This window comes from Streptomyces sp. NBC_01283 (assembly GCF_041435335.1).
Taxonomy (GTDB): Bacteria; Actinomycetota; Actinomycetes; order Streptomycetales; family Streptomycetaceae; genus Streptomyces.
The window spans coordinates 687,557-711,030 of record NZ_CP108430.1; the positions used below are offsets into that span (position 1 = coordinate 687,557).

Annotated in this window: 25 protein-coding genes; 13 read left to right on the top strand and 12 right to left on the bottom strand. The window is 70.9% G+C overall.

Annotated elements, in window-relative coordinates; genetic code table 11:
• Positions 1-47 precede the first annotated feature (47 nt).
• Entirely contained in the window at positions 48-557 is a 510-nt protein-coding gene (locus tag OG302_RS03120; RefSeq protein ID WP_371525239.1) for a transglycosylase SLT domain-containing protein, read from the bottom strand.
• A 598-nt stretch (positions 558-1,155) separates the two neighbouring features.
• Positions 1,156-1,896, bottom strand: a complete 741-nt coding sequence (locus OG302_RS03125) for an SDR family oxidoreductase (RefSeq protein WP_371525240.1) — start codon at positions 1,894-1,896, stop codon at positions 1,156-1,158.
• A gap of 106 nt (positions 1,897-2,002) precedes the next feature.
• Here OG302_RS03125 and OG302_RS03130 point away from each other — a divergent pair, with 106 nt between their 5' ends.
• Entirely contained in the window at positions 2,003-2,494 is a 492-nt protein-coding gene (locus tag OG302_RS03130) for an Rrf2 family transcriptional regulator (RefSeq protein ID WP_371525241.1), read from the top strand.
• Between the two features lie 93 nt (positions 2,495-2,587).
• Here the strand turns inward: OG302_RS03130 and OG302_RS03135 are convergent, their stop codons facing one another.
• Positions 2,588-3,787 (bottom strand): hypothetical protein, encoded by a 1,200-nt coding sequence (locus OG302_RS03135; RefSeq protein WP_371525242.1) that lies wholly within the window; start codon positions 3,785-3,787, stop codon positions 2,588-2,590.
• A 407-nt stretch (positions 3,788-4,194) separates the two neighbouring features.
• Between OG302_RS03135 and OG302_RS03140 the strand changes: the two genes are divergently transcribed.
• Together OG302_RS03140 and OG302_RS03145 are read left to right on the top strand one after the other, a co-directional pair.
• Positions 4,195-4,827 (top strand): hypothetical protein, encoded by a 633-nt coding sequence (locus OG302_RS03140; protein ID WP_371525243.1) that lies wholly within the window; start codon positions 4,195-4,197, stop codon positions 4,825-4,827.
• A 225-nt stretch (positions 4,828-5,052) separates the two neighbouring features.
• On the top strand, positions 5,053-5,493 hold the full coding sequence (locus OG302_RS03145) for a S1 RNA-binding domain-containing protein (protein WP_371525244.1): 441 nt from the start codon (positions 5,053-5,055) through the stop codon (positions 5,491-5,493).
• A gap of 22 nt (positions 5,494-5,515) precedes the next feature.
• On the opposite strand, the gene OG302_RS03150 is transcribed toward OG302_RS03145, so the two are convergent.
• Positions 5,516-5,968: an SRPBCC family protein gene (locus tag OG302_RS03150; RefSeq protein WP_371525245.1), complete on the bottom strand. Its 453-nt coding sequence runs from the start codon at positions 5,966-5,968 to the stop codon at positions 5,516-5,518.
• A 226-nt stretch (positions 5,969-6,194) separates the two neighbouring features.
• Here OG302_RS03150 and OG302_RS03155 point away from each other — a divergent pair, with 226 nt between their 5' ends.
• The 6 genes from OG302_RS03155 to OG302_RS03180 all read left to right on the top strand — a co-directional run bounded on the left by OG302_RS03155 (position 6,195) and on the right by OG302_RS03180 (position 11,223).
• A complete protein-coding gene (locus tag OG302_RS03155; protein WP_371525246.1) occupies positions 6,195-6,698 on the top strand; it encodes a hypothetical protein in 504 nt (167 codons plus the stop codon).
• A 38-nt stretch (positions 6,699-6,736) separates the two neighbouring features.
• Positions 6,737-7,195: a GNAT family N-acetyltransferase gene (locus tag OG302_RS03160; RefSeq protein ID WP_371525247.1), complete on the top strand. Its 459-nt coding sequence runs from the start codon at positions 6,737-6,739 to the stop codon at positions 7,193-7,195.
• A 236-nt stretch (positions 7,196-7,431) separates the two neighbouring features.
• Complete coding sequence (locus tag OG302_RS03165; RefSeq protein ID WP_371525248.1) at positions 7,432-7,779, top strand: hypothetical protein; 348 nt, start codon at positions 7,432-7,434, stop codon at positions 7,777-7,779.
• A 100-nt stretch (positions 7,780-7,879) separates the two neighbouring features.
• Positions 7,880-10,024 (top strand): tetratricopeptide repeat protein, encoded by a 2,145-nt coding sequence (locus tag OG302_RS03170; protein ID WP_371525249.1) that lies wholly within the window; start codon positions 7,880-7,882, stop codon positions 10,022-10,024.
• Between the two features lie 100 nt (positions 10,025-10,124).
• On the top strand, positions 10,125-10,316 hold the full coding sequence (locus OG302_RS03175) for a hypothetical protein (RefSeq protein ID WP_371525250.1): 192 nt from the start codon (positions 10,125-10,127) through the stop codon (positions 10,314-10,316).
• A 259-nt stretch (positions 10,317-10,575) separates the two neighbouring features.
• The gene (locus OG302_RS03180) at positions 10,576-11,223 is read left to right on the top strand and encodes a GntR family transcriptional regulator (protein WP_371525251.1); all 648 of its coding nucleotides are present in this window, start codon (positions 10,576-10,578) and stop codon (positions 11,221-11,223) included.
• Positions 11,224-11,244: 21 nt separating this feature from the next.
• Here OG302_RS03180 and OG302_RS03185 read toward each other — a convergent pair whose 3' ends face one another.
• The 5 genes from OG302_RS03185 to OG302_RS03205 form a co-directional block, all read right to left on the bottom strand.
• Complete coding sequence (locus OG302_RS03185) at positions 11,245-12,048, bottom strand: carbon-nitrogen hydrolase family protein (protein ID WP_371525252.1); 804 nt, start codon at positions 12,046-12,048, stop codon at positions 11,245-11,247.
• A gap of 50 nt (positions 12,049-12,098) precedes the next feature.
• A complete protein-coding gene (locus OG302_RS03190) occupies positions 12,099-12,257 on the bottom strand; it encodes a hypothetical protein (RefSeq protein WP_371525253.1) in 159 nt (52 codons plus the stop codon).
• 33 nt (positions 12,258-12,290) lie between these two features.
• A complete protein-coding gene (locus tag OG302_RS03195) occupies positions 12,291-14,045 on the bottom strand; it encodes an ankyrin repeat domain-containing protein (protein ID WP_371525254.1) in 1,755 nt (584 codons plus the stop codon).
• Positions 14,032-14,658 (bottom strand): 2'-5' RNA ligase family protein, encoded by a 627-nt coding sequence (locus tag OG302_RS03200; protein WP_371525255.1) that lies wholly within the window; start codon positions 14,656-14,658, stop codon positions 14,032-14,034. The genes OG302_RS03195 and OG302_RS03200 overlap by 14 nt, the downstream gene beginning before the upstream one ends.
• Before the next feature lie 64 nt (positions 14,659-14,722).
• Complete coding sequence (locus OG302_RS03205; protein ID WP_371525256.1) at positions 14,723-15,631, bottom strand: LysR family transcriptional regulator; 909 nt, start codon at positions 15,629-15,631, stop codon at positions 14,723-14,725.
• A gap of 149 nt (positions 15,632-15,780) precedes the next feature.
• Here OG302_RS03205 and OG302_RS03210 point away from each other — a divergent pair, with 149 nt between their 5' ends.
• Positions 15,781-16,590, top strand: coding sequence for a YhjD/YihY/BrkB family envelope integrity protein (locus OG302_RS03210; RefSeq protein WP_371525257.1), 810 nt, complete (start codon positions 15,781-15,783; stop codon positions 16,588-16,590).
• Here the strand turns inward: OG302_RS03210 and OG302_RS03215 are convergent.
• Positions 16,582-17,985: a DUF2252 domain-containing protein gene (locus OG302_RS03215; protein ID WP_371525258.1), complete on the bottom strand. Its 1,404-nt coding sequence runs from the start codon at positions 17,983-17,985 to the stop codon at positions 16,582-16,584. The two genes, OG302_RS03210 and OG302_RS03215, sit on opposite strands and share 9 nt — an antisense overlap.
• 123 nt (positions 17,986-18,108) lie before the next feature.
• Here OG302_RS03215 and OG302_RS03220 point away from each other — a divergent pair, with 123 nt between their 5' ends.
• Positions 18,109-19,413, top strand: coding sequence for a diacylglycerol kinase family protein (locus OG302_RS03220; RefSeq protein WP_371525259.1), 1,305 nt, complete (start codon positions 18,109-18,111; stop codon positions 19,411-19,413).
• A 55-nt stretch (positions 19,414-19,468) separates the two neighbouring features.
• Here OG302_RS03220 and OG302_RS03225 read toward each other — a convergent pair whose 3' ends face one another.
• Positions 19,469-19,930: a hypothetical protein gene (locus OG302_RS03225; protein WP_371525260.1), complete on the bottom strand. Its 462-nt coding sequence runs from the start codon at positions 19,928-19,930 to the stop codon at positions 19,469-19,471.
• Positions 19,931-20,160: 230 nt separating this feature from the next.
• Here OG302_RS03225 and OG302_RS03230 point away from each other — a divergent pair, with 230 nt between their 5' ends.
• On the top strand, positions 20,161-20,433 hold the full coding sequence (locus OG302_RS03230; protein ID WP_371525261.1) for a hypothetical protein: 273 nt from the start codon (positions 20,161-20,163) through the stop codon (positions 20,431-20,433).
• A 154-nt stretch (positions 20,434-20,587) separates the two neighbouring features.
• A complete protein-coding gene (locus tag OG302_RS03235) occupies positions 20,588-20,992 on the top strand; it encodes a LuxR C-terminal-related transcriptional regulator (protein WP_371525263.1) in 405 nt (134 codons plus the stop codon).
• A gap of 25 nt (positions 20,993-21,017) precedes the next feature.
• Here the strand turns inward: OG302_RS03235 and OG302_RS03240 are convergent, their stop codons facing one another.
• Complete coding sequence (locus OG302_RS03240) at positions 21,018-23,318, bottom strand: LuxR C-terminal-related transcriptional regulator (RefSeq protein ID WP_371525265.1); 2,301 nt, start codon at positions 23,316-23,318, stop codon at positions 21,018-21,020.
• Positions 23,319-23,474 lie beyond the last annotated feature (156 nt).

Here is a 23,474-nt window from a genome sequence, read left to right on the forward strand (position 1 = left end):
CTCTTCGACCGGTGGCTGGTGGCTCAGTGGGGTGGACGACCGGTGGCTCAGTAGGCGGAGTCGACGTTGTCGATCGAGCCGTACTTGTCGGCGGCGTAGTTGGCGGCCGCGGTGATGTTGGCGACCGGGTCGGTCAGGTTATTGGGGGTGCCCGCGACGTGGTACGCCTCGAAGGTGGGCTGGATGACCTGGAGCAGGCCCTTGGACGGCGTGCCGTTCTGCGCGTTCACGTCCCAGCCGTTCTGGGCGTTCGGGTTACCGGCGGACTCACGCATGATGTTGCGGTGCAGGCCCTCGTAGGAACCGGGGATGCCCTTGGACTTCATGATGTCCAGGGACTCGCGGATCCACCCGTCGAGGTTGTTGCCGTAGTCCTTGTCGGCCGCGGCGGCCTTGGTGACCTGCTTGCTCGCGGCGGTCGGCTCGGCGGCGTGGGCCTGCGAGGGGACCAGCGTGAGGGCGGCGGCAGCGGCACCTGCGGTGGCGATACCGGCGACGGAGATCTTGCGCAGTCGGATGGTGCGGCCGGGCTTGGTCTGCGTCTGAGTAATGGCCATGCGGGGGTAACTCTCCAATGCGAAGTGTGTTGAGGGGCTCGGTCGAAGCGGGCGGTTTCACCCGATGCGATCCGGTTGCCCCGGAACTTCAGCAAGGGTTAGCGGTGGCCGGAGCTGGGCGCAATGATGTGACGTACTACCCCGCTACGCAGGACGCCCTGGTCGGATGCCTCGCAAGTGACCCACGGCCCTCCGGCGGCAGCCCCCAGGGGTCTACTACCGCCGTTAGCATGTGACGTGGCTCCTATGGGTGGGCTCACAGCCTGGACGGACTTTGGCCGGAACGTGGAGCGTGGAATCGGCATCCCAGGGGTAGTCGACCGGGCTCGACGCCGGTGACCACCGCCGCCGGGTGCTTTCTCGACGAATGTGCAGGTCAGGCGGTCTTGCCCTGGCGGCTCGCGGTGAAGCGTGACGGGGTGCGGCGAAGGCGCGGGGGAAGGCGGCGGTGAACGCCACGGGAGAGGCGTAACCAACGCGGCCGCCGACCTGGTGCTGCTGCGCCGATGGGGCTCATGGCCCGACCTGACCCGGCGCACGTCTGGAGGCGGCCACCGAAGCCTCGCCTCGGTGACCGCCCGATCCAGCTGTCAGCTGCCTACCGGTTGGCGGCGAGCCAGTCCTCGTAGTGGGTGGGGGCCACGCGGGCGCCGGGGCCCGCGATCAGTACGTCACCTTCGACGGCTGCGAACATGCCCGCCGTGTCGTCGGTGACGATGGTGCGGGGGTCCTTGCGGGCCGACAGCGTCAGGCGGCCGAGCTCGTCGAGCGGGAAGACATCGGGGCCCGCGACGTCGAGGGTGCCGTTGAGGGGCTCGGCGGTGGCGACGTCGGCGAGTGTCTGGACCACCTCGGCGGTCGCGACGGGCTGGATGGGCGTGGCGGGCAGCCGGACGGTCCGGTCGTCGGCGGTCCAGGTCATGACCGCGTCCATGAACTCGAAGAACTGCGTGGCGCGCACGATCGAGTACGGAGTGGGCCCCTGCCGCAGCAGGTCCTCCTGGAGCGCCTTCGCGCGGTAGTAGTCCAGCTGCGGCACCTGGTCGACGCCGACGATGGAGAGGATGACCTGATGGCGGACGCCCGCACGCTCCCCCGCTGCCAGCAGGTGCCCCACGGAGGTGCGGAAGAAGTCCAGGGAGGCTTCGTCGAACGTGGGCGAGTTCGTCACGTTGACGACCGTGTCCGCACCCTTGAGCGCCTCGCCGAGGCCCGCGCCGGTGAGCAGGTCGACTCCGGTGGACAGGGATGAGGCGACCACCTCGTGTCCTGCCTCGCGCAGCCGGGAGACGAGCTGTGAACCGATCAGTCCGGTACCGCCGATGACCGTGATGTTCATGATCGTGCCCTTCTGTGAGCCGAGCGCCCCTGCCGGCACAAACTCGGATACCCAATGTCCGAGATAATACTCGGATACTCTGTGTCCGAGTCAACTGGGAGGGTGCATGAAACTGTCCGGCGGCGTGGAATGGGCACTGCACTGCTGTGTGGTGCTGACCGCGGCAACCGAGCCGGTCCCGGCCGCGCGACTGGCGCAGCTGCACGACGTCTCGCCCAGCTATCTGGCCAAGCAGATGCAGGCCCTCTCACGGGCCGACCTGGTGAAATCCATTCAGGGCAAGACGGGTGGGTACGTCCTGACCAGGGCGGCCGGTGACATCACGGTCCTGGACGTGGTGCAGGCCGTCGACGGCGCGAGCCCGGCCTTCACCTGCACCGAGATCCGCCAGCGAGGCCCCTTCGGCACACCGCCCGAGGACTGCACCAAGCCGTGCCCCATCGCCCGTGCGATGAGCGCGGCCGATGCCGCCTGGCGAGCGTCCCTCCAGGCGGTCTCCATCGCCGACCTGGTCGGCTCCGTGGAGGAGAACAGCGGACCCGAGGCCCTGCCGACCATCGGGACGTGGCTCAACGCGGTCAATGGCTCCGACGGCTGACAGACCTGACAGACACAGAGGTGCTCGCGCGCCCCGGCTTTCACCGGGGCGCGCGAGCACCTCGTGCACGCCTCGTGCCCGACTCGTGTGCGCCTACAGACGCGCGGTGGCGTTCCGGTTGGCCGCTGCCCTCAGACCGGCGACCGTGAGTGCCACGACCAGCAGCGAGGCCAGCGTGGCGGCCACCGCCGACAGGGTCGGGAGCGGCGCCGACACCCCGTCGGGCCGCAGCACGTAGGCGAGCGTGGTGGAGTTGAACCGATCGTCCACGAGGTGGGCGACGGTCAGCCCGCCCGCGATCACAGTGCTCGCCACGGCCACCACCGGCGACCCGCTCAGACAGAGCGCCACGCCCGCCAGGGCGCAGATGACCGAGACGCAGAGCGCGGCGGACAGACCGAGGGCGGAAGCCTCCGACCATTTCAGCGGGAAATGAGCCGCCGCACAGAGCAGCAGCAGTACGCCTGCCACACGACGCAGCCACACCAGGGACGTCCTGCCCTGCGCCTCCGCGGACCCCGCTTTCCGCGAGTCCTTCGTGGCCTCGGCAGCCGGGGCGGGCGACGGGTGGGCCGCTTCGGCGGTCGACGCGAGCGGCGCGGCCGAGGCCAAGGCACCGGGGCCGACTTCGGAGTGGTCGGCGTCCCTGTGTTCCCTGAGGCTGCCGATCAACTGCATCAGATCCTCGACGGACCTGGCCGTACCCGCGGCGTGCACCGCCTCGGCGCTGCTGTGCGGATCGTGCGGAGGGCGGGAGAGGAGATGGACGAGACGGCTGACTTCCGGCACGGGCCGCTCCTCGACGGCGTGCCGAATGGCCTCGTCCATGTGCTCGGCCGGGTGTTTCGGCGGGCCGAGCAGTTCCACCAGCCGGGTGACGTCGTCGACGGAGCGGGCCACGGCGGCCAGGCGGAGTACAGAGGCGGCAGTTGTCACGCCGTCAGGTGACTGCTCCAGGAGAGTGACGAGGTCGACGACGTCGTCCAGCGGCCTGGACACCACCGCGACGCGTATGAGCTCTTCCACGGCGTCCTCGTCAGGGCCGGCCGCTGCCTGCGCCGAAGGCCCCTCGTCGGTTTCGGACGCCTCTTGCGGGGGGCCGTCGGCGGCGGCGTGCGCGGCCCGTTCCGGCTGCACGTCCTCAGTGTCGTGGTCGACGGCCTGCGGCCACGGGGCGGGCTGGTGGGCAGGCGGGGCGCCGAGCTGCGCGGTGCCCCAGTGAACCGACGTCGACACCAGAGGGTCGCCGGTCCCGGACGTGTCCCCAGCGGCAGAGAATGACTCAGCGGCCATTTTCGCTTCTCCATTTCAGCGGGACGTCCTCGTCCCGCGCGTGATCGTGTCTCCCGTTCTATGCACGCTTCCTTCACCCCGCCACTGGAGGAGCCGCCGAGAACCGACCGGCGGTGGATGAGCGATCGATCCCGGCCCGGTCACGGGAAGCAGGTCACGCCACCTCCGTGCCGTCCGGCGCGCCGAGGGCCGCCACCGGCGGCATGCACCGACCGCGTACGCAACGCGGCGGGCAGACGACCGCCCAGCCGGGGGGCGAGGAGTATCTGCCGGTACGGCGCTATTTGCGGTCTGGGAGCGGATTACCCGCACCCCGGAGTGCGCTCGAACCTCCCGTGGGGCATGGGGAGTTGACCTGCTCCGGCGAACTGAGCCTGCCCGTGAGCAGCCGTGGGTAGGATGATCGAATGAGCAATCGGGGGAGCACAATCAAGATCACAGCCGTACTGACGCTGTCGGCGCTCGCGCTGACCGGCTTCACGACGGGCCGGGGCCACGGCGGTGGCAGTCGCCACAGCAGCGGTGGCGGCGGAGGCGGCTGCAGCAGTTCGAGCCAGAACCACGACAGTTCGTCGTCCAGCAGCTCCGGTTCGTCCGGGTCATCCGGTTCTTCGGGATCCTCCGGGTCGATGACCTCCGGCTCCGGTTACGACGACGATGACGATACGTACGGCAGCAGCGGCGACAGCAGCACCAGCGGCGGCTCCTACAACCGACGGCCGACCCACCGCTCCACCCCCTCCAGCTCCCCCGGCGGCGAGCAACTGGAGAGCGCACAGGCCAAGTTGGTGAGCTGCGCGACCAAGACGGCCCCATACGCGACGGTCAAGGTCACGAACGGCAACCGGAAGGCAGCGCGCTTCTGGGTGTCGGTCACCTTCGAGGACGCGAACGGCATCACCGTCATCGAGGAGAGCGAGAAGGTGAAGGTGCCCGGGGAGGGCAAGGCGACCACCCGGATCGAGATCAGTGGTGAGGGCCTTGCCAACTCGGTCGCTCACTGTGAAGTCGACCCGCAGGCTGTCCCCGTCTCCACCTGAGCCCGTCCACTCCGGCATGACCGCGCGCAGGATGGGCCAGACCGAGAACCCGGATCTCTGGGCGTTCCTGGAGTCTCTGCACCCCGGCGAGATCCTGGCCGGTACGGTCACGGCCGCCGAACCGTTCGGGGTGTTCGTCGCGCTGGACAAGGGCCCCCGCACCCCGTCTTCCCCGGGGTCGGCTTCATCAGGATCCCCGAACTGTCCTGGCGCCGGATCGAAGCGGTGTCGGACGTCGTCACGATCGGGCAGCGCGTCGAGGGCGAGTTCCTCCAGTTCGACACGTGGAACCTGGAGGCCAGGCTGTCCTTGTGCGCGCTGCAGCCCAACCCCTTCCAGGAATTCGCCGACCGCACCCCGGTGGGCCGGCGCCTGGAAGGGCTGGTCACCAAGCTGATCCCGCTCGGCGCCTTCGTCCGCGTCGCCGACGGCATCGAGGGTCTCGTCCACCTCCACGAACTCGCACGGACACCCGTGGAGCACCCGGAGGATGCCGTCCGGGTCGGCGACGAGATCTCCGTGGCCGTCACGGAAGTCGACCGGGAACGACGCAGGCTGGCCCTGTCACGGCGACAGGCGTTGCTCCCGGGTGACTGCCCCGGCCTGCCGTACCTGACAGACCTCGTCGCCCAAGCCGCTTATGCAGAGAGTCAGTTCGGGAGATGACCCTCGGCGCCGCAGGGGGCTCCTAGCGCCGTGCCGGTTCGGAGGGGGAGTTCTCGACGGTGTCGGCGAGCCGGGCGAGCATGCTGCGGTGACGTAGCTGGAGGAGCGCGTCGAGTGCGGCGTTGTGCAGGGCGGCGCCGGGGCCGCGCAGGGGGTGCTCGTCGACGATGACCAGCGTCTCGCGGCCCCAGGGCCGTACCTCGATGGCGATGCGGGCGGTGCCCAGCCTTCCGCTGTCCGCCTCCAGCTCGATCCGGCGTGGCGGATCGATGTCGCGGACGGTAGTTCTGCCCGTGCCGGTCCACGGGCCCAGACGGACGGCGTACTCGATCGAGGAACCCAGCTCCGGCCAGTCGCTCCCGGCCTCACGCGACGAGTCCGGGCCCACCACCCAGTCGCCGTACCGGGCCCCGTCGGCCAGCACGGCCCACACCTCTGCGGGCGGCCTTCTGATCAGCCGGTGACGTACTGCCATGACGGCTCCCTGCGCTACGTGGGGTGGGACGGTCCTGGACCGGTGTGCCCACCCTAGGACGGTCCATTCCTCGTCGCCTTCTCACCGGCGGGCGCACCTGGAAGGCTGTGACCATGGATTCCTCGCCGGAGACCGGGCCCGTCCGCCATCACGACGCCGGGGCTGGCTGGCCCGGTTCAGCGACCGCGTGCTGGTGGTCTGCCGGTCGTGCGGCGGCCGTGCGGTCGTGCTGCCCCGGCCTGGGCTCGCCGTACCCCGGTACGTCAGCGAGCTGATGTTCCAGCCACGCCGTGTGGCCTGCGGCGGGTGCGGGACCGTGGCCGACTGGGAGCCAGAGGTGCGGGGCGTCGGGCTGGCCGGTGTGGCGCCTGGCGGCAGCGAGGACCCGTTCTTCCGGCAGCCGCTCTGGCTGCAGACCCGCTGCGCGGGCCGGATCCTGTGGGCCTACAACGAAGAGCACGTCGACGAGCTGGCCGCCCATATCGGTGCCGGGTTGCGCGAGCGTGGCCGGTACCGGCCGACGATGGCCATGTTCGCGCGGCTTCCCGCCTGGATGAAGGGGTCGGGCCAGCGCGCCGACGTCCTGGCCGGTCTGCGGACCCTGCGGGCGCTGGCCGACCGGTCGGCGCCCGCCGACCGGTCCGATGCCGCGCATGAGCGGGGCGACCGTCCCCGAGCGCGCGGCAGCATGTACTTCAGAGGGGGCCCCTACGAGACCCGGTCACCGTGAGCCGGTCGCGCCGCTGACGCCCTCAGTAGTCTCTGGGAATGTCTGAGAACCCCTTTGTCCCCCATGACTTCGTCGCTCCCACACGCCTTGCGGCCGACGGCTTCCGCCTGGAGCCTCTCGGGCCGCAGCACAACGACGCCGACCATGCCGCCTGGATGTCGAGCATCGAGCACATCCGTGCCACCCCCGGTTTCCTGGAACGGAGTTGGCCGCCTCCCGCGGGAATGAGCCTGGCCGACAACCTGCGCGACCTGGAGAGCCATGCGAACGACTTCGAGGCCCGCACCGGCTTCACGTACACGGTTCTCGACGACGCCGGCCGGGTGATCGGCTGCGTCTACATCTACCCGTCGCACGCGGACGCGGGCGTGACGGAGGTCCGCTCTTGGGTGTGCGCGGACCGCGCCGAGCTGGACGGCCCGCTGCACCGGGCCGTGGCGGCCTGGCTGGCGTCCGACTGGCCGTTCGAAAAGCTTCGCTACCGGTCGGCCGCATAGACGGTCGAGGAGTGCGGCGGAGGCCCCACGCAGTCTGGACAGAAGGGATCGAGTGCTATGCACTGAGTGGGACGCGGGAGGGGGCACCCAGGGTGTTGACGGAATCGTTGACTGTGCTGGCTGCGGCCGGTGGTTCAGCAGTTGCGACAGCGGCGGGGACCGACGCTTGGGCGGGACTGCGGGGACGGGTCGCCGCGCTCTTCGGGCGAGGCGATCAGCGCGCCGCGGAGACGGCCATGGAACGGCTGGACCGTGCCGCGACCGAACTGGAGAACGCGCCGGAGTCCCAGGGGGCGGAGGTTCGCACCCGGATGGACACCGTGTGGCGTACACGGTTCGAGGACCTGCTGGAGACCATGGACGAACCCGAGCGCGCCGAAGGCGCCGAGCAACTGCGTGAGTTGGTCCAGATGGTGCAGCGGGTTGCCGGGCAGGGCAGCGACGCCCGGAAGGCTGTGACCACCGGTGCCGTGGTCGGCGAGCACGTCGACATCCACGCCGACCAGGGCTCCTTCGCCGCCGGTGCAGCCACCATCAGTGGGTCGGTGACCTTGGGCGCCACCCCTCCACGGCCGGGTACGTAATGCTCCTGAACGTACCCGGCACGACACGGACCCGACCGAGGCCGCACGGGAAGATGCGGCCGCCAACCGGTCATTGACCGTACGGTCCAGCCACGGTGGCGTGGCCATCGGCACGCTGCTGCAGGGCAGAGAGCCCGAGTCGGCCGTGCTCACCTTGGCACCGCCGCTGGGTCTGCTGGATCCGGCTCTGCCGCTACGGGGCCGTGACGCCGCTCTGCGGGAGCTGACGGGGCTCCTCGACACGGAGTCGGACGGTTCTCTGCACGTCGTACACGGGATGGGCGGTTGCGGAAAGACCTCGCTGGCGCTGGAACTGGCCCGCTCCGCGGTGGATAGAGCGGTGCGGGTCTGGTGGGTGGACGCCCGGCAGACGGCTTCGCTGGAAGCCGGGCTGCGCGCGGTCGCACGGCAGGCGGGCGCCACCGACGTCGACCTGAGTTCGGGCATAGCCGCCGACGCGCTGTGGCAGTGTCTGCCGACTCTGGACCAGCCGTGGCTCCTTGTGGTGGACAACGCCGACGACCCCGCCGAGCTGAACGGCGCCGGGCGCCTGTCCGCTGGCACCGGCTGGATCCGGCGGCACACCGCACCGCACGGCCATGTCGTGGTCACCACTCGCGACGGCACGCGCGCCACATGGGGCCCCACCGCCGCTCTCCACCCCTTGGACACCTTGAGCGACGCCGACGGCGCTCACGTACTGCTCGATCACACCGGGGGCCGAGCGGGCGGCGCCGCGGAGGCGGAGAATCTGGCGCACCGTCTCGGTGGTCTTCCGCTGGCCCTGACCCTGGCCGGCTCGTACCTCTCCCGCACCACGGAGATCCCGGCGGCCTTTCGCGACGCGCAGACGTTCACCACGTTCACGGCGTACCGCGACGCGCTGGAGGGCGGGTTGGGCCTGGTCAACGCCGAGCAGGCCATCGCTCAGACCTGGCACTTCTCCCTGGACCTGCTGAGAAGGCGGGGGCAGCCGCTGGCCCAGCCCCTGCTGGACCTGCTGGCCACGTTCGCCGACGCACCCCTGCCCTATACGTTGCTCCTGCATCCCCCGTCCCTGGCTGCGACGGGAGCGTTTCCCGGCCTCGACGGCCCCGGCTTGTGGGAGCTGCTGCAGGCGCTGTCGGGAGTCGGGCTCATCCGACTGCTCGCGGCGCCGGAGCCCGGTTCCGGTCCTCCACTGGCCCGGCTCCATCCGTTGATCCGCGACACGAGCCGTGCACGCGCCGATCTCCCCACCGCCGTCGCGCTGATGCACCGCGCGGCGCTCGACGACACCACCGGAGTACCCGAGGACGTCGCACACTGGCCCACGTGGCAGGTCCTGCTCCCGCACGCGCTGCACCTGTCGCGCCGAATCGCCTCCGCGAACCCGCCGTCCGAGGTCGTCGAGGACGCGCTGCGGTGTGCGCAGCTCGCGGTCCGCTATCTCAGCGCCCGCACGTTGTACGAGCCGGCCCACGAGGAGAGCATCCACATCCTCGCCGTTTTTCGGAGCGCACTGGGCGACAGGCACCCCGACTCACTGCACACCCGGCATCACCTGGCCCACTTGCTGCACAGCCAGGGCAGACTGGACGAGGCACGCTCGGAGTTCGAAGCGGTCCTGGCCGACAAGCGCGCGTTGATGGGCGAGGACGATCCTTCCACTCTGGCCACACGGCACGAGTTGGGGCGGCTGCTGCACGACTGCGGTGAGCTGGACATCGCGCGCTCGGAGCTGCAGGAGGTGCTGGCCGCCGAGGAGCGGGTGCTCGGTCCCGAGAACCGGTACACCTTGAACACCCGTCATGTGCTCGCCCGCGTGCTGTACGACCTGGGCGACGCTCACGTGGCCAGAAGTGAGTTCGAGGCCATTCTCGACGTCCGCCGGCAGACGCTGGGGGATGACCACCGCTCCACACTGACCACTCGCTACAACCTCGCGCACATCATGTACGACCTGGGCGAACTGGGCGTGGCGCGGGCCGAGCTGGAGGATGTGTTCGCCGCTCAGCGGCGCCTCATCGGCGACGAGCACCGAGCCACCTTGAACACCCGGTACGCCCTGGCCTGCGTTCGGCGTGAGCAAGGGGAACCGGCGTGGGCGCGCCGGGAGTTCGAGGAGATCATCGGCGTGCAGCAACGCGTGCTGGGGAAGAACCATCCCGACACCCTGGCCACTGCCAGCAGTCTCGGCCGGCGGACCGAAGGGGCGGACACGGTGCCCATGACCGGCTGGCGACGAGGCACGCGCTGGGCTTGACCCGGCCACCGTGTTGAACCCGGTTTACGCCGTCGGCACCCTCGGCAGGCGCAAGCCGGCCGACGTCCGCGCACAGGACAGGAAGGGAGTCCGGGCAGCCATGACAGAGCCGATGAGCGCCATCAAGTCCGACTTGGTCGACCTCGAGGGGGTGACTCTCAAGGCGTTGTTGTCCCTGGACGGCGACACGCTGGCCGAGCCGATGGCCCGCCTGCTGAGGCAGATCGACGACCCCCAGCACTACTTCGCCGACTACAACCCGAGCACGTCGACGGGCGAAGCTCCGGGATGAGGGCTGCGTGCGCCCCGCGCGGGCGAGCTCCCCTCTCCCCCAGCGGGACGCACTCCCTCGACGGGCGCCCAGGGGTGCGGGGCCCCTGTTCGGGACGGCGCCCGGAGGGCACTCGGGGCCCTCTCGTGCGGCGTTCCCAGCTTTGGCGGACTGAATCACGCCGAAGGGCCCAGTTGTGGCCGTTTCGCGGCGTGGCGTTCCTCCGGCCCGGGCGAGGCATGGGAGCGGGGCCTCGTGGTAACTTCCGTATACAAGGTGTATGCGATCTCTGGGGGTAGTGGTGGCATCGGGTCGGGAGAAGGCGTACGCGTACCTCAAGGAGACGGTTCTGACGGACCCTGCGATGCAGGGCGAGTTCCTCTCCGAGCAGGACATCGCCGATCGCATCGGCGTCTCGCGCACCCCGATCCGCGAGGCCCTTCTCCTGCTGGCCGCCGAGGATCTGGTCGATCTCGTGCCCAAGCGCGGTGCGCGGGTGGCGCCGCTGTCGGGGCGTGAGATCACCGAGCTGATGCAGCTCCGCGGGATCGTCGAGCGGTACGCGGCGCAGCACGTCATCGGCTCGGGACGGGCTCCGGTGCGGGAGTTGGGCGCTTGCCTGGAGCGGCAGCGCGCGCTGAGCGGCCCCGACCAGGCCAAGGAGTTCATCGACGTGGACCACCTCTTCCACTCGTCGCTCGTGTCGGCCGTGGGCAACACGCTCCTGGACCGGCATTACGAGGGGCTGCGCAGCCGCCAGGTGCGGGCCGGTGTCGTGGCCCTCCGCAACCAGCAGGGCCGCCAGGAAGCCGTGCTCGACGAGCACCGGGCGATCGTGGACGCGATCGCGGCCGGCGACACGGAGGCAGCCTGCGCCGCGATCGACAGCCACCTGGAGTCGACGCTGAAAGTACTGCTGGCCGGATAGGCAGGCCTGTGGCCCTGGCGCTCAGCGCTGTTCCCCCAGCCTGCGGTTGGCCAGTACCGGAATGTTCTTGCGGACCGCCGCGACCTCGTCGGCATCCATCTCGACCACTGTCAGTTCGGGCTCGGCCCCCAGTCGGCGGCGTACGGTCCCGTCGGGGCCGACGAGCATACTGTGCCCCACGCCCGTGGGCGCAGTGCCTGCCGCCGCCACTCCCCCGGCGGCCGGGTCGGCCTGGTCGACGGCCGCGATCCACAGCGTGGCGTCCAGGGCGCGGGCCCGCACGAGCAGCTCCCACTGGTCGACCTTGCCGGGGCCCGCGCCCCAGGACGCCGGCAGAAGGGTCGCGGTGGCACCCGCGTCGGCGTGGGCCCGGAACAGCTCCGGGAAGCGCACGTCGTAGCACGTGGCCAGGCCCAGTCGTACGCCGTCCACGTCGACGGTGACGACCCGCGAACCGGCGGCCACGGTGTCGGACTCGGCGTAGCCGAACGCGTCGTAGAGATGAATCTTGTCGTACGTCGCGTCGACGCCGCGCCCCGTGGCCAGCAGGGTGTTGGTCACCCGGCCGCCGGGAGCCGGGGTGAACATGCCCGCCACGACCATGATGCCCGCCGCCTCGGCGATGGCGCGCACCGCGGTGGCCCAGGGGCCGTCCAGGGGTTCGGCGAGTGACGCCAGAGGGGTGCCGAAGCAGGCCATCGACGCCTCGGGGAACACGACGATGTCCGCGCCGGAGTCCGCCGCGCGTGCGGTCCAGTCCTCGATGAGGGCGAGGTTCTTGGCCGGGTCGGATCCGGTGGTGAGCTGGCTCAGTGCGATGCGCACGGTGGGCCGCCTTTCGGGGTCGGGAGGACGTCAGGGGCTGGCTTGGTGGGTCACGGTACGCGGGCGGCGGGGGCGGCCTCCGGTGTGGTGGCGCCGGCGAGCAGTTCGTCCTCCTTCTCGGCGTGGGCGGAGTCCCGGCCCAGGCCGAGACCGACGAGGGTCACGGCTGCCGCGACGGCGAGCCGGGTGGTTCTCCTGCCTGCGCCCATCGGCTGATCACGCGCGGCCGCGCACTGGACCTCTCAGCGCCGAAGCTGGGGCGGCAGTTCCACCCAGCGGCGCGGCCTGCGAAGGTCGAGCGACTCCTGGGCGTCCCTGATGTGCAGACCGGCTGCCGCGGCGGCGTAGGCGAAGGTGTTGGCGTCGTGCGGGAAGGGGTGCTTTCGCTGCCAGAAGCGGAAGTGCCAGTAGGCGGACGGATCCGACTCGTCCGGCCGCAGGCCGATTTCCTCGTGCGCAGTGACCTCGCCGTCTTCGGCCAGAGTCCCGAAGGTGCCGCCCTTGGGGTTGAAGTACATGCCGTACGCGGCAGTGCCTGCCGATATCGCCCGCAGCACGGAGTCGTCGCTCGGCATGTATCCCTCCTGTGTGATCACGCAGCCGCCTGGTGCCCCGGGCACGCTGCCTACCCCCACGTAGCGGAGGGTTTCGTCGTAGTCCGCCAGGTCGAAGGGAGTGTGCTCAAGGTCCACGATCGGGCACTGTGCGGGGTCAGCGCCCAGGCGGCGTATCACCTCTTCCTCGCTCAGCCCCCGCACGAAACAGAGGCCGAGCCCCTCGGTCCACAGCTCTCGCTCGCCGCATGCCGCGATGAGCGCATCCGCCTCCCGGAAGGCGGCGGCTTCTTCGGCGGGGAGCTCAACTGCCCCGGGAAGTCCCGCGACAAGTGGCGCGAGCGACGTGGTCAGCAGCAGTCGACCCGGCGACCAGGGTCCCGTCTGGGGTGTCCATACATCGGCCCCCGCGGCGATCAGTGCCCGGACGGTGTCCTCGTCCACGGTGCAGGCGGCGTACCAGAGTGGTGTGTGTTCGTCGTCGTCGGTTGGGTCGGCCTCCGCGCCATGGGACAGGAGCGCGGCGACTGCTTCCGCCGCTCCGAGCTCCGCCGCCTGGTGCAGCGGGGTCGACCCCAGCCATCCGACACGGGCGTCGGGCGGTGCACCGCCTTGGAGCCGGGCCCGGATCACGGCCGCGTCCCCCCAGTCCCCGTAGGCCACCTGTTCCCAGTCGGCCCGCGGCAGATAGCGCCGCTGTTCCTCCTCTTGACGACGCAGCATCGTGCGCTGGTGCCCTGTCAGAGGCCGAGCCAGCAACCCGGGCGTTCCACCCACTTCGAAGGTCGCGAAAGAACCCGGCTGCTGGCTCGGCTCCGGCGGTTCGAGGCCCGGCCAGACCTCGAGCACGCGCGCCGACGCGGCATGCAGCGCAGCGGTGTCGATCGAGGTGCGTGTCTCGTCGATGCCCTCGTCCGGCCACTCGACGACCAACTGCGCCTCGCCCAGCGGGGGAAGTTCCGCCAGGTACAGGTCGACGTCGGTCTTGAAGAGGGAGCGGCGGGACTGGTGCAGACCGGCGTCCAGGGGAATCAGGCCGACGGCCTGCTCCGTGACTGCCGTGGTCTGCTGCCCGTCTGGTCTCGTCCACTCCACGGCTCGGTGCACCGGGGCGTCCAGGGAGGTCACTCGGCGGCCGTCGCAGAACGACAGGCCGACCCTGAGCCCCGACTGCCGCCTTGCGTCCTCGGTCGACCAGCGGGCCTTGCGGAAGACCGACAGATGCAGGGTCGCCGCCTGCGGCCACAGAGACCATCCCGTCACGACCACCCGGGCGTGCGCCGCGGCACCGACCACCTCCAACTGCGGGTGCAGCACCGGTGCGAACCAGTCGACGGGCGGCGCGTGACGCCCGGCATCACCCCCCGGCGGACACAGCCAGACCAACGCGTCCCGCTCCGCGGCCGGTTCCTCCGCCAACACCAGATCGTCAAAGAATCCCATGCGCCGATCGTGGCAGAGGGGTCTGACATCCCTCGCGTACGGCGTTCGTGGCCGCTGTGGACGGCAACGCGAATTCGGCCACGGTCCGCCACGAGCCTGGCGCCTCAGTACCGGCGATCAGACGGACACGGTCGATGCGGGCATCGATCGGCAGCTTCGCCCTCAAGTCACCGGCTGCCCGCTGCATACCGGCGAGATCCGCCAGGCGTGTGCTCCCGACAGTCAGGTGCGGCGTCGGCTCGGGATGTGTACCTCGGTAGGGCGGGAACTCGGGGAACTGACGCCACACGACGTCGGTGAGCCGACGGAAGGGCGCATCCGGTTCGGGAGCCAGCCACACGACGTCCTGCCCGAACCACGAGACCTCAGAGAACGTGCAGGTGAAGGCGGCGACCTCCGCCAGGCATGTCCGCACGTCCTCGAGCATGCCGTCGGTGATTCTCGCCGGAGCGGCGAAGGGGTGGAGAACGGTGACGTGCGCCGGAACCGGCCAGGACGCCGTGTGGTCCAAGACGCGCCGGTAAGGCCCTACGACCGCCTCGACTTCGGGTACTGGAACGACGATCGCCGTCTTCGTCGCGTCCGCCAGATCGTCCAGGTCCACCTCGCCCATCTGGGCATGCTCGCACACACCAAGCGATCGAGGCCGACCTCCTGGAGGTGGAGGGGGGAGCGCCTCAGCCGCGTGCGTCAGGCAGGCGGTGGGTCGTGAAAGGTTGGCGGGTGATGAATTCGCGGAACTTCAGGGCCGCTTCGGACAGGTAGCTGTCGCGGCTCCACACCAGGGTGAGTATCCGTTCGCAGCCGGGCGCGTCCACGTGGGTCCAGGCGACCGGCACCCGTATCTCCGTGCCCGACTGGTGGGAGATCTCCGGGATGAGGCCGATGCCGAGCCCGGCGCTGATCATGTCTTGGGTGGCGCCCGGCTCATCGCCCTCGCAGGACAGCAGCGGCGTGAGCCCTTCGGCCGCGAACAGCCGGTCCAAAAGGGCGCGTTGCCAGTGGCCCGGGCGCGTGGTGACGAAGGGCTCGTCGGCGATCTCGGGGATCGTCACGCTCTGCCGGCCGTCGAGCCAGTGCCCGGGCGGCGCCGCGAGCAGCACCTCCTCGCGCGCGAGCTCGACCGACTGGAGGTTCGTGCCGGTCAGCGGCTGTGAAGCCACGCAGAAGTCGACCTCTCCGGTGCGCAACCTGCGGTCCATCTCCTGCGCGGTCGACTGGAAGAGCCGTACGTCGGCCCGCGGATGATCGGTCCGGAAACTGCCCAGGAGGTGAGTGACCGTCAGCAGCGTCTCGGAGGCGACGCTGACGCGCCCGAGCCCGGTGTCGCGGGCGTCATGCACGGCTCTACAGCCGTCGTCGAGCTCACTCAGCGCGCGCTCCACGTGCCGCAGGAACATCGCGCCGTACGGATTGAGTCTGATGCGGCGCCCCTGCCGGTCGAAGAGCGGCGAGCCGAGCTCGGACTCCAGGCGTGCGATGGTGCGGCTCAACGAGGGCTGGGCGACGCGCAGTTCCTGAGCGGCGCGGCTGATGTGCTCGAAGCGGGCGACGGCCTGGAAGTAGCGCAACTGCAGAAGGTCCATGGTTCACACCCTCGCCCATGCCGGATATCCCCTTTGCGCGGACCCCGGTTGCCGATATCCCGTCACCCGGAGCGGGCGACGTGCGGCGGGCCGCTTCGTCCGAAGGTGTCCCGTGCAGGAGCGTGCCCTCGTCGCGGAAGGATGCCGTCATGCCGATCGCGGACGTCGCACGGCCGTTGGCGGGCCGTGTCGTTCAACAGCTGGTCCGCATCAACATCCTGGACATGGCGACACGCCTGGCCGCGCAGGCGTTCCTGGCCGCCCTGCCGATGCTCATCGCCGTGGCGTCGTTCAGTCCGGCGGCCGTGCAGCGTGAACTCCTGCGCTCCCTGCGGACGTTGATCGGCACCGGCGGCCCTGTGGTGGCGCAGACCGGGGAGCTGGGCGCGGGCGGCGACAACACCCTGCACAGCTGGGGCGCGGCGGGCGTGCTGGTCGCGCTGCTGTCCGCCACCGCGTTCACGCGCGCCCTGCAGCGTCTGTGCGAGGTCTCCTGGGGTCTGCCACGCGCCGGGATCCGCATCGCCGTGTGGCGCTGGGCCGTATGGCTGCTGGTGTGGATCGTGATGCTGGTGGTGCAGGGCACCCTGCACCGGGCGTTCGGCGCGGGTCTCATCCTGGGGTTTCCGCTGCAACTGGCGGCGTCCGTACTGATGTGGTGGTGGACGCAGCACCTGCTGCTCGCCGGGCGGGTGTCATGGCTGCCGCTGCTGCCGGGGGCCGTGCTGACCGGCACGGGCGCGGTCACGTTCTGCGTCCTGTCGGGGCTGTGGCTGCCGCACGCCCTGCACAAGAGCACGGATCGCTATGGCGCGCTCGGCTCGGTGTTCACCATGCTGTCCTGGTTGATCGTCTTCTTCACGTGTGTCGTGTTCGGGGTCGCCGTGGGCCGCGTGCTCGCCCAGGAGGAGTTCTTGCGGCACCGGCTCGGTGCCGCGGCGGGTGCCGCGTCACGCTGATGCCGCGGCCACCCGGCCGGCCCGCACCGCCGCGGCCAGCGCCGCGTGGTCACGCTCGTTCTGGTCGGCGTAGGCCTCCGCGAAGCGTGCCAACGCCCGGTCGAACGTGTCGGAGCGCCCCAGGTAGGCGGCGATCGCGATCCGGTCGCCGGAGCGCGCGTGGGCGCGGGCCAGCGTCGCACCGCAGATCCGGCCGAACACGCGCATGACGTCCGGGCTCATCAGCTCGGCCTGCGGAATGGCCTTCCAGTCGCGCAACTGCCGTACATAGAAGTCACGTTCGTTGCCGTCGAAGCCCTCGGCCCGTTCCCAGCCGAGGAACATGTCACTGGTCGCCTGCATCAGCCGCTGGCCGGTGACCACGCGTTCGCCCTGGTTCGTGTGGTCGCTCGGTCCGGCGAAGTCCGCGAGCACCGACGTCTGGGCCTCCTTCGCCTGCAGCAGCAGCGGATCGCTGTCGTCCCTGCCGAGCAGCAGGACGATCCAGCAGCGGGTCCCCACGCTGCCCACGCCCACCACCTTGCGGGCCATGTCGACCACCCGGTACTGGGCCAGCAACGCCCGCAGGTCGGCGGTGAGCGTGTGGGCATAGCGCTCGATCAGGTCCCTCAGCTGCTCTTCGATGTGCTTGCGCTCGACGTCCGGCAGGAAGTCGCCGAGGGGGGTGATCAGGGGTGGATCGGGGATGATGCGCAGCTGGCCGTCGACCGGGCGGGCGAGTTTCTCCAGCGCCTGGAGGTGGTCTCGGGTGCGGGCCTTGCCCATCGCCCTGGTCATGCGCCGCCGCGCCCGGGGATCCAGCCTGGCGGAGATCGTGGCGTACAGCTGATCGGCGTCGATCTGCGAGTACCAGACGTCGAGCGTCCGCATCCCGGCGAACCGCGCCATCCACATCCGGTACGAGCGGCCCGCCGCCCGTACGACCCGGGCGCGCTCCGCGGTGCGGAACCCGTTGCCGCGGCCCGCGATGACGAGACTGGCCGCGAGGCGTTTGACGTCCCACTCCCAGGGTCCCGGCAGTGTCTCGTCGAAGTCGTTGACGTCGAACATCAGGTGCCGCTCCGGCGAGGCGAGCAGCCGGAAGTTCAACATGTGCGCGTCTCCGCACAGTTGGGCCCGCAGACCGGTGGCCGGGGTGGCGGCCAGGTCGGCGGCCATGATCGCCGCCGCTCCCCGGTAGAAGCGGAACGGCGATTCGAGCATGCGCCCGTAGCGGATCGGCACCAGGTCCTGGAGCCTGCTGGCCGACTGACGCTCGATGATGTCGACCGGGTCCGGCCGCCCGGCCGCGGGGGCGAAGTCGGCGTGGCCGGATCGCGGGACCCGGGAGCGGGCCGCCCTTCCCCTTGCGGCCCGTTCCTGGGCAGTGAGGTGACGGCTCGTGGTCTCGGTCATGACACCCTCCCTAGACGGTGAGCACTCTGCCCGCGGCCGGTGCCCGTGGCGTCACCCCGCCGGTGTGAAGTCGCCTTCCAGGGGTGAGGCCCGGCGCGAGGGCTTTGGCGCAGACTGGCGGGCATGGAACCGACGATGCGTGGCCGGCGGTGGCTGGCTCGTGCGTCCCTATCGGGCGCGGCTGCCGCGGTGCTGGTCCTTGGTGTGTTCGCGGGGGTCCGGACCTTCGCCCTGCTCGGTGTGGGCCTGGCCGGTCTTGCGGTGACGGCCGCCGCGGTCTGGTGGGTGCTCAGCAGGCGGGGGGTGACGCGGTTCCTCGCTGCGGTCCTGGCGCTCGCCGCTCCGGTCGGCGTGCTGGTGGCGTACACCCGGGCGCACCTGACCTGGGTCGTCGTCGTGTCGATCACCCTGTGGTTCCTGGCGGCAGGAGCGGGCCGTGCGGCTCTGGGCCCGCGCTCGGCCGCGCCACCGCCGACGGACCGGCCACCGCCGACGTTCCGGCACCCCGCCCTGATCATGAATCCGCGCTCGGGCGGCGGCAAGGTCGGCCGCTTCGAGCTGCGCGAACGCGCCGAGGCGCTGGGCGCCCGAGTGGTACTCCTGGAGGGGCCCGAGGTCATCGATGTGGCGGCGCTGGCCCGCACGTGCGCGGCCGAGGGGGCAGACCTGCTCGGGGTCGCGGGCGGGGACGGCACCCAGGCTCTGGTCGCCGAGGTCGCCGCCGAACTGGATCTGCCCTTCCTGGTGATCCCCGCGGGCACCCGCAACCATTTCGCCCTGGACCTGGGCCTGGATCGCGACGACCCCGCGAAGGCCCTGAACGCCCTGAGCGACGGGGTGGAGATCCAGGTGGACCTCGGCCGTGCGGGCGGGCTGCCCTTCGTCAACAACGTGTCGTTCGGTGCGTACGCCGAGGTCGTACAGAGCCCGTCGTACCGGGACGGCAAGACCCGCACCACCCTCGAACTCCTCCCCGATCTCCTCCTCCACCACCGCGGCGCGCGGCTCACGGCACGTGCGGACAAGGAGGAGTTCACCGATCCGCAGGCCCTGTTGGTCAGCAACAACCCCTACGGGGCGAACGACGTCGCCGGGCTCGGTCGGCGGACACGGTTGGACGGCGGAACCCTCGGCTGCGTCGGCGTGCGGGTCACGACGGCCTCCCAGGCGGTGGGCCTGCTCCGGGGCCGGAAATCCGCGGGGCTGACCACGGCGACCGCCATGACGGTCGTCGTCGACGCCGACCAGCAGCTGATCCCGGTCGGCGTCGACGGCGAGGCCCTGCAGCTGAGCGTGCCGGTGCACTGCGAGGTGCGTCCCGGGGCCCTTCGCGTGGTCGTGCCCCGACGGCGACCGGGGGTGTACCGGGAGCGACCGCCGCTCGACTGGCGTCTGCTCGCCAGGCTCGGGCTGACGTCGCGACACTGAGCCTGCCCCCGCGGGGGCCGGCTCGGCTGCATCGCTACCTCGTCAGCTCCATCGGCTACAAAGGCTCCCCGTACGCCTTGTGTGCCTCGCGATGCCCGTACGAGGCAAGCGACCAGATCACCAAGATGTCGAGCGCGATGATGATGGCCGACCACACCGGCTCGTACGGGGTGAAGAAGAAGTTCTCCACGGCGCTGAGTCCCATGACCGTGATGCCGACGGCACGCGCCCACGTCCGGCCGCGGAAGAGGCTGAGGCCCGCCGCGAGGACGATGACCCCGGTGATCATCTGCACCCAGCCACGGCCGTTCACGTCGAAGTCGAACGGGTAGTCGTTCTGTGTTTGGTAGTAGTTGTCGCTGAGGACCGCGGTGAGGCCCGCGATCGCGTGGCAGGCGCCGATGATGACCATCACGCACACGGCGAAGACGACTCCGCCCAGAGCGGGCGCGCTGATGCGGGGATCCGGTTCGGGCGTGCCGGATCGGACCTGGCCCCGCGAACTCTGCTCAGCCATGTCGACGACCTCCTCCTCGGTGAACCCGGTGGACCCGGTGAACCCGGAGCATCCCGCCCTCGCACACCCGGCCGGTTCACCCGCAGGGGATGAGCCCCCGTATCCCGGCGGCGCCGTCACGTCTGCTGTCACCCGTCTGCCGTCACCCGCTCAAGGTGATGCCGTGAGCGGTGCCGCCGCGAGAATGTCGGTCGAGGGTCGGCCTTCGGTGTGACGACAGGAGGGACGCCATGGATGGGGTGCACGCGAGCTCGGGCCCTGGACCGGCCGGGACGCCCCCAGGCGGTGGCGGCTTCGAGATCCGCGTCGGAGGCAAGATCAGTGACACCTTCAAGTCGGCGTTCGATGAACTGACGGTGGTGCTGCGCCCCGCCGAGACGGTGTTGCTGGGCGCGGGGCTCGACCAGTCCGCCCTGTACGCGATCCTCGATCGCATCCAGGCGCTCGGCCTTGAGCTCCTCGAGGTACGCCGGCTGCCCGGACCCGCGGGCGACGCGGGTTAGGCCACCCTCCGCGAAAACTGGGCCGACAGGCACCTTCCACTGGGTTGCATCGCCCCCCACGGTGGAGGGGCGATGCCCAGCGCATGGGGAGGGGAGGGGCATGTCCACAACGCTGTACACGCTTCCGGACGGCGGTTCTCAAGGGGAAGGCCGCGTGTCCGTGCTGCAAGGAAGGCTGAGTTCCCTCGGCCATGAGACCGCGCCGGTGGACGCGGCCGTGACGACCTGCCTGTTGTGGGTCGCGGGCGTCCTCCTGGAGATCGCCGCGGACGTGGGGGATCCGCGCGGCGCCGGAGCGCTGGCCCATGAGGCGTCGGCGGTGCTGGCCGAGGTGCCCGCACCGAACGGGAACACCGCCCCTCGGCCAGAACCGCTGACGGGCCGTCAACTGACCGTGCTCCGGCTGCTGCAGGAGGAGGTGCCACTGCGCCAGATCGCCGACGGGATGTACGTCTCGCACAACACCGTCAAGAGTCACACCCGTGCCGTGTACCGCAAGCTGGGCGCCAGCTCGCGGGCCGAAGCCGTGCACCGGGCACGGCAACTGGGCCTGGTGTAGCGGTCCCACAAGGCGCGTAGGGGGGTCACAGCAACTCCAGCTCGCGGGCCCTGCGCACGGCGGCCGAGCGCCGTGAGACGGAGAGTTTGCGGTACACGCTCTTGAGGTGTGTCTTCACCGTGTTGACCGAGAGGTACAGCTCCTGGGCGATCTCCTCCGTGGTCATCATCTGCGCCAGCCGGTCCAGTACGTCGCGCTCCCGTGCGCTGAGCCGCTCGGCGGGTGCCGTCGGACCGGTCGGGGGCTCGGACGCCGCGGCGGGCCCGACCCTCCCCATACGGACGGAGCCGAGCACGGTGGTGCACGCGGGCCCCAGGCTCCGCAACACGGCGCCGGGCAACCGGGACCGGGCCACCACGTCACCGACCGGGGCTGCCGTGGGGCCACCGGCGCCCTCCGCCAGGCCGATCAGGCCCGCCGCCAGCGAGCCGAAGGCGGAGAGGAACGCGTCGGGCCTGCCGCTCAGCGCGGCTTCGCTCCTGGCGAGTGTGCGACGGGCTCGGCGGGGCTCGCCACGGGCGAGTTCCACCCAGGCCCGCACGAGGTGCAGGGCGGCCGACGAGGGCTCGGCCGTGGTCCAGGAGGGCAGGGGCGGCTGGGTGGCCAGGGTGGCGAGTTCATCGGCGGCCCTGAAGCGCCCGCGCAGCGCGTCCAGGAGCGCGAGCTCGACCAGGCAGTCGCGGCGCAGGGTGCCGTTGGCGGCGGCACCGGCGGCCTTGAGTCCTCCGGTCAGGGAGGCCTCGGCCGCCTTGAGGTTCCCGGCCCGCAGTTCGCTGCTGCCGCGGATGGCCAGGGTGAGGGCGAGGATCTCGGGGCTCTGCACCAACAGGGCGTGCGGCAGCTGCAGTCCGGCCGCCTCCGCGTCGGCCGCCGCGGTCCGTGCGGCCTTCGGATCACGGGAGCGCAGCCGTTCCATGCGGATCACGGCGTGGGCCATGCGGCATCGTGCCTCGCGACCGTTGTCCTCCGGCGGAAGACAGCCGATCAGCCGTGCGGAGAGCTCCAGGTGCCGGGCACACGTCGCGTCGTCGCCGCGGGCCTGGGCGACGGCCGCCGCGAGCAGGACGGGTTCGGGCTCGTCCGCCGGCGCGTCGTCGGGCAGGTGACGCACCACCTCGACGGGCAGCCGCGTCTTGGCTAGGCCCAGGACCTGGCCGATCGCGAGGCGGTGCACGATCAGGCGAGCGGCCTGGTCCCAGTCGTCCACGGCGAGCAGGTGCCGTACCGCGTCGACGAGCAGGCCGTGCTCGCCGAGCCAGGCGGCCGCCTGGCGATGCAGGGAGGCCTCGAGCCCGGGTGCCTCGTGGCGCAGACACATCCGCAGCACGTCGGCGAACATCTGGTGGCAGCGGTACCAGCCCTGCCCGATGGGGCGCAGGAACGAGTTCTCCCGTACGAGGACCGCGAAGTGCCGTCCTGCCTCCTCGCCGGAGAGTTCCACGGCCAGTTCCGCGTTCACGCTGTCCAGCAGACTGGTCATGAGTAGCAGCCGGCGCATGCCCGCCGACTGCGCGTCGAGCACCTCCTCGACGAGGTAGCTGGCGATCGCCTCGTCGTCACCGGCGAACTGCGCCACGAACCGGTCGGGTTCACGGCTCTTCTCCATCGACATGGCGGCGAGCCGCAGCCCCGCGGCCCAGCCCTCCGTGCGCCGCCGCAGTGTGCTCACCGTCTGCTTGGGCACGTCGATCCCGTGCTGGGCGAGCAGTTCCGCCGTTTCCCGGTCGTCGAACGCGAGGTCGGCGGTGCGCAGTTCGGTGACGTCGCTGGTGAGCCGTCCGCGGCGCAGATGCAGGGGCGGGTCGCGGCGCGCGAGCACCACCATGCGCAGTACGCCGGGGGTGTGCCGCAGGAGGGTGGTGACCCCTTCCGCGATCGGCGAGCTGGGCGCGGGGTGGAAGTCGTCAAGGACGAGCACCACCGGTTCGACGTGCTCGTTCAGACCGGCGGCGAGCGCCGCGACGAGCAGCGGCAGGTCGTCCGACGTGACGGGTTCCGCCAGTTCCACGCCGGCCGAGCGCAGCGCGTGGGTCACCCGCTGCCAGAACACGGCGGGCTGTTCCGCCTGGCCGTCGCAGGTGACCCAGGCGAGCGGCCCCGGCAGCCGCCGGGTGTGCGCCCATTCCACGGCGAGCGCGGTCTTGCCCGCGCCCACCGGCCCGACGACCACGGTCACCGAGCCCAGAACGCCTCGGGCCAGTCGGTCCGTCAGCCGGGGCCTCGGGACGAGCCAGCCCGGCAAGGGGGGCGCCGTTCCGGCTGACTCGCGGTCAGGACCAGTGTCCCGGGTGCGGCTGTCCTGCGTACGGCGTGCTCCCTCGGTCATGCGCAGCACCTCCCTCGGAACGAGCTGACGTGTCGCAGGGCAAGTGTGGGGCCGGGCACGCAACCGGAACACGCAGCGCGCGCCATCTCACCCGGGTGAAGTTCCCGGGCGAAACGACGCGCGCCGAGGGTGTGCGCGATGCGGGACGTCAAGCGC

What these genes read in the sequence shown, in the direction of transcription:
- OG302_RS03120 (WP_371525239.1), bottom strand. Translation starts at nt 557, where the DNA reads ATGGCCATTACTCAGACGCAGACCAAGCCCGGCCGCACCATCCGACTG.
- OG302_RS03125 (WP_371525240.1), bottom strand. Translation starts at nt 1,896, where the DNA reads ATGAACATCACGGTCATCGGCGGTACCGGACTGATCGGTTCACAGCTC.
- OG302_RS03130 (WP_371525241.1), top strand. Translation starts at nt 2,003, where the DNA reads ATGAAACTGTCCGGCGGCGTGGAATGGGCACTGCACTGCTGTGTGGTG.
- OG302_RS03135 (WP_371525242.1), bottom strand. Translation starts at nt 3,787, where the DNA reads ATGGCCGCTGAGTCATTCTCTGCCGCTGGGGACACGTCCGGGACCGGC.
- OG302_RS03140 (WP_371525243.1), top strand. Translation starts at nt 4,195, where the DNA reads ATGAGCAATCGGGGGAGCACAATCAAGATCACAGCCGTACTGACGCTG.
- OG302_RS03150 (WP_371525245.1), bottom strand. Translation starts at nt 5,968, where the DNA reads ATGGCAGTACGTCACCGGCTGATCAGAAGGCCGCCCGCAGAGGTGTGG.
- OG302_RS03160 (WP_371525247.1), top strand. Translation starts at nt 6,737, where the DNA reads ATGTCTGAGAACCCCTTTGTCCCCCATGACTTCGTCGCTCCCACACGC.
- OG302_RS03165 (WP_371525248.1), top strand. Translation starts at nt 7,432, where the DNA reads ATGGAACGGCTGGACCGTGCCGCGACCGAACTGGAGAACGCGCCGGAG.
- OG302_RS03175 (WP_371525250.1), top strand. Translation starts at nt 10,125, where the DNA reads ATGACAGAGCCGATGAGCGCCATCAAGTCCGACTTGGTCGACCTCGAG.
- OG302_RS03180 (WP_371525251.1), top strand. Translation starts at nt 10,576, where the DNA reads ATGCGATCTCTGGGGGTAGTGGTGGCATCGGGTCGGGAGAAGGCGTAC.
- OG302_RS03190 (WP_371525253.1), bottom strand. Translation starts at nt 12,257, where the DNA reads ATGGGCGCAGGCAGGAGAACCACCCGGCTCGCCGTCGCGGCAGCCGTG.
- OG302_RS03195 (WP_371525254.1), bottom strand. Translation starts at nt 14,045, where the DNA reads ATGGGATTCTTTGACGATCTGGTGTTGGCGGAGGAACCGGCCGCGGAG.
- OG302_RS03200 (WP_371525255.1), bottom strand. Translation starts at nt 14,658, where the DNA reads ATGGGCGAGGTGGACCTGGACGATCTGGCGGACGCGACGAAGACGGCG.
- OG302_RS03205 (WP_371525256.1), bottom strand. Translation starts at nt 15,631, where the DNA reads ATGGACCTTCTGCAGTTGCGCTACTTCCAGGCCGTCGCCCGCTTCGAG.
- OG302_RS03210 (WP_371525257.1), top strand. Translation starts at nt 15,781, where the DNA reads ATGCCGATCGCGGACGTCGCACGGCCGTTGGCGGGCCGTGTCGTTCAA.
- OG302_RS03215 (WP_371525258.1), bottom strand. Translation starts at nt 17,985, where the DNA reads ATGACCGAGACCACGAGCCGTCACCTCACTGCCCAGGAACGGGCCGCA.
- OG302_RS03220 (WP_371525259.1), top strand. Translation starts at nt 18,109, where the DNA reads ATGGAACCGACGATGCGTGGCCGGCGGTGGCTGGCTCGTGCGTCCCTA.
- OG302_RS03225 (WP_371525260.1), bottom strand. Translation starts at nt 19,930, where the DNA reads ATGGCTGAGCAGAGTTCGCGGGGCCAGGTCCGATCCGGCACGCCCGAA.
- OG302_RS03230 (WP_371525261.1), top strand. Translation starts at nt 20,161, where the DNA reads ATGGATGGGGTGCACGCGAGCTCGGGCCCTGGACCGGCCGGGACGCCC.
- OG302_RS03240 (WP_371525265.1), bottom strand. Translation starts at nt 23,318, where the DNA reads ATGACCGAGGGAGCACGCCGTACGCAGGACAGCCGCACCCGGGACACT.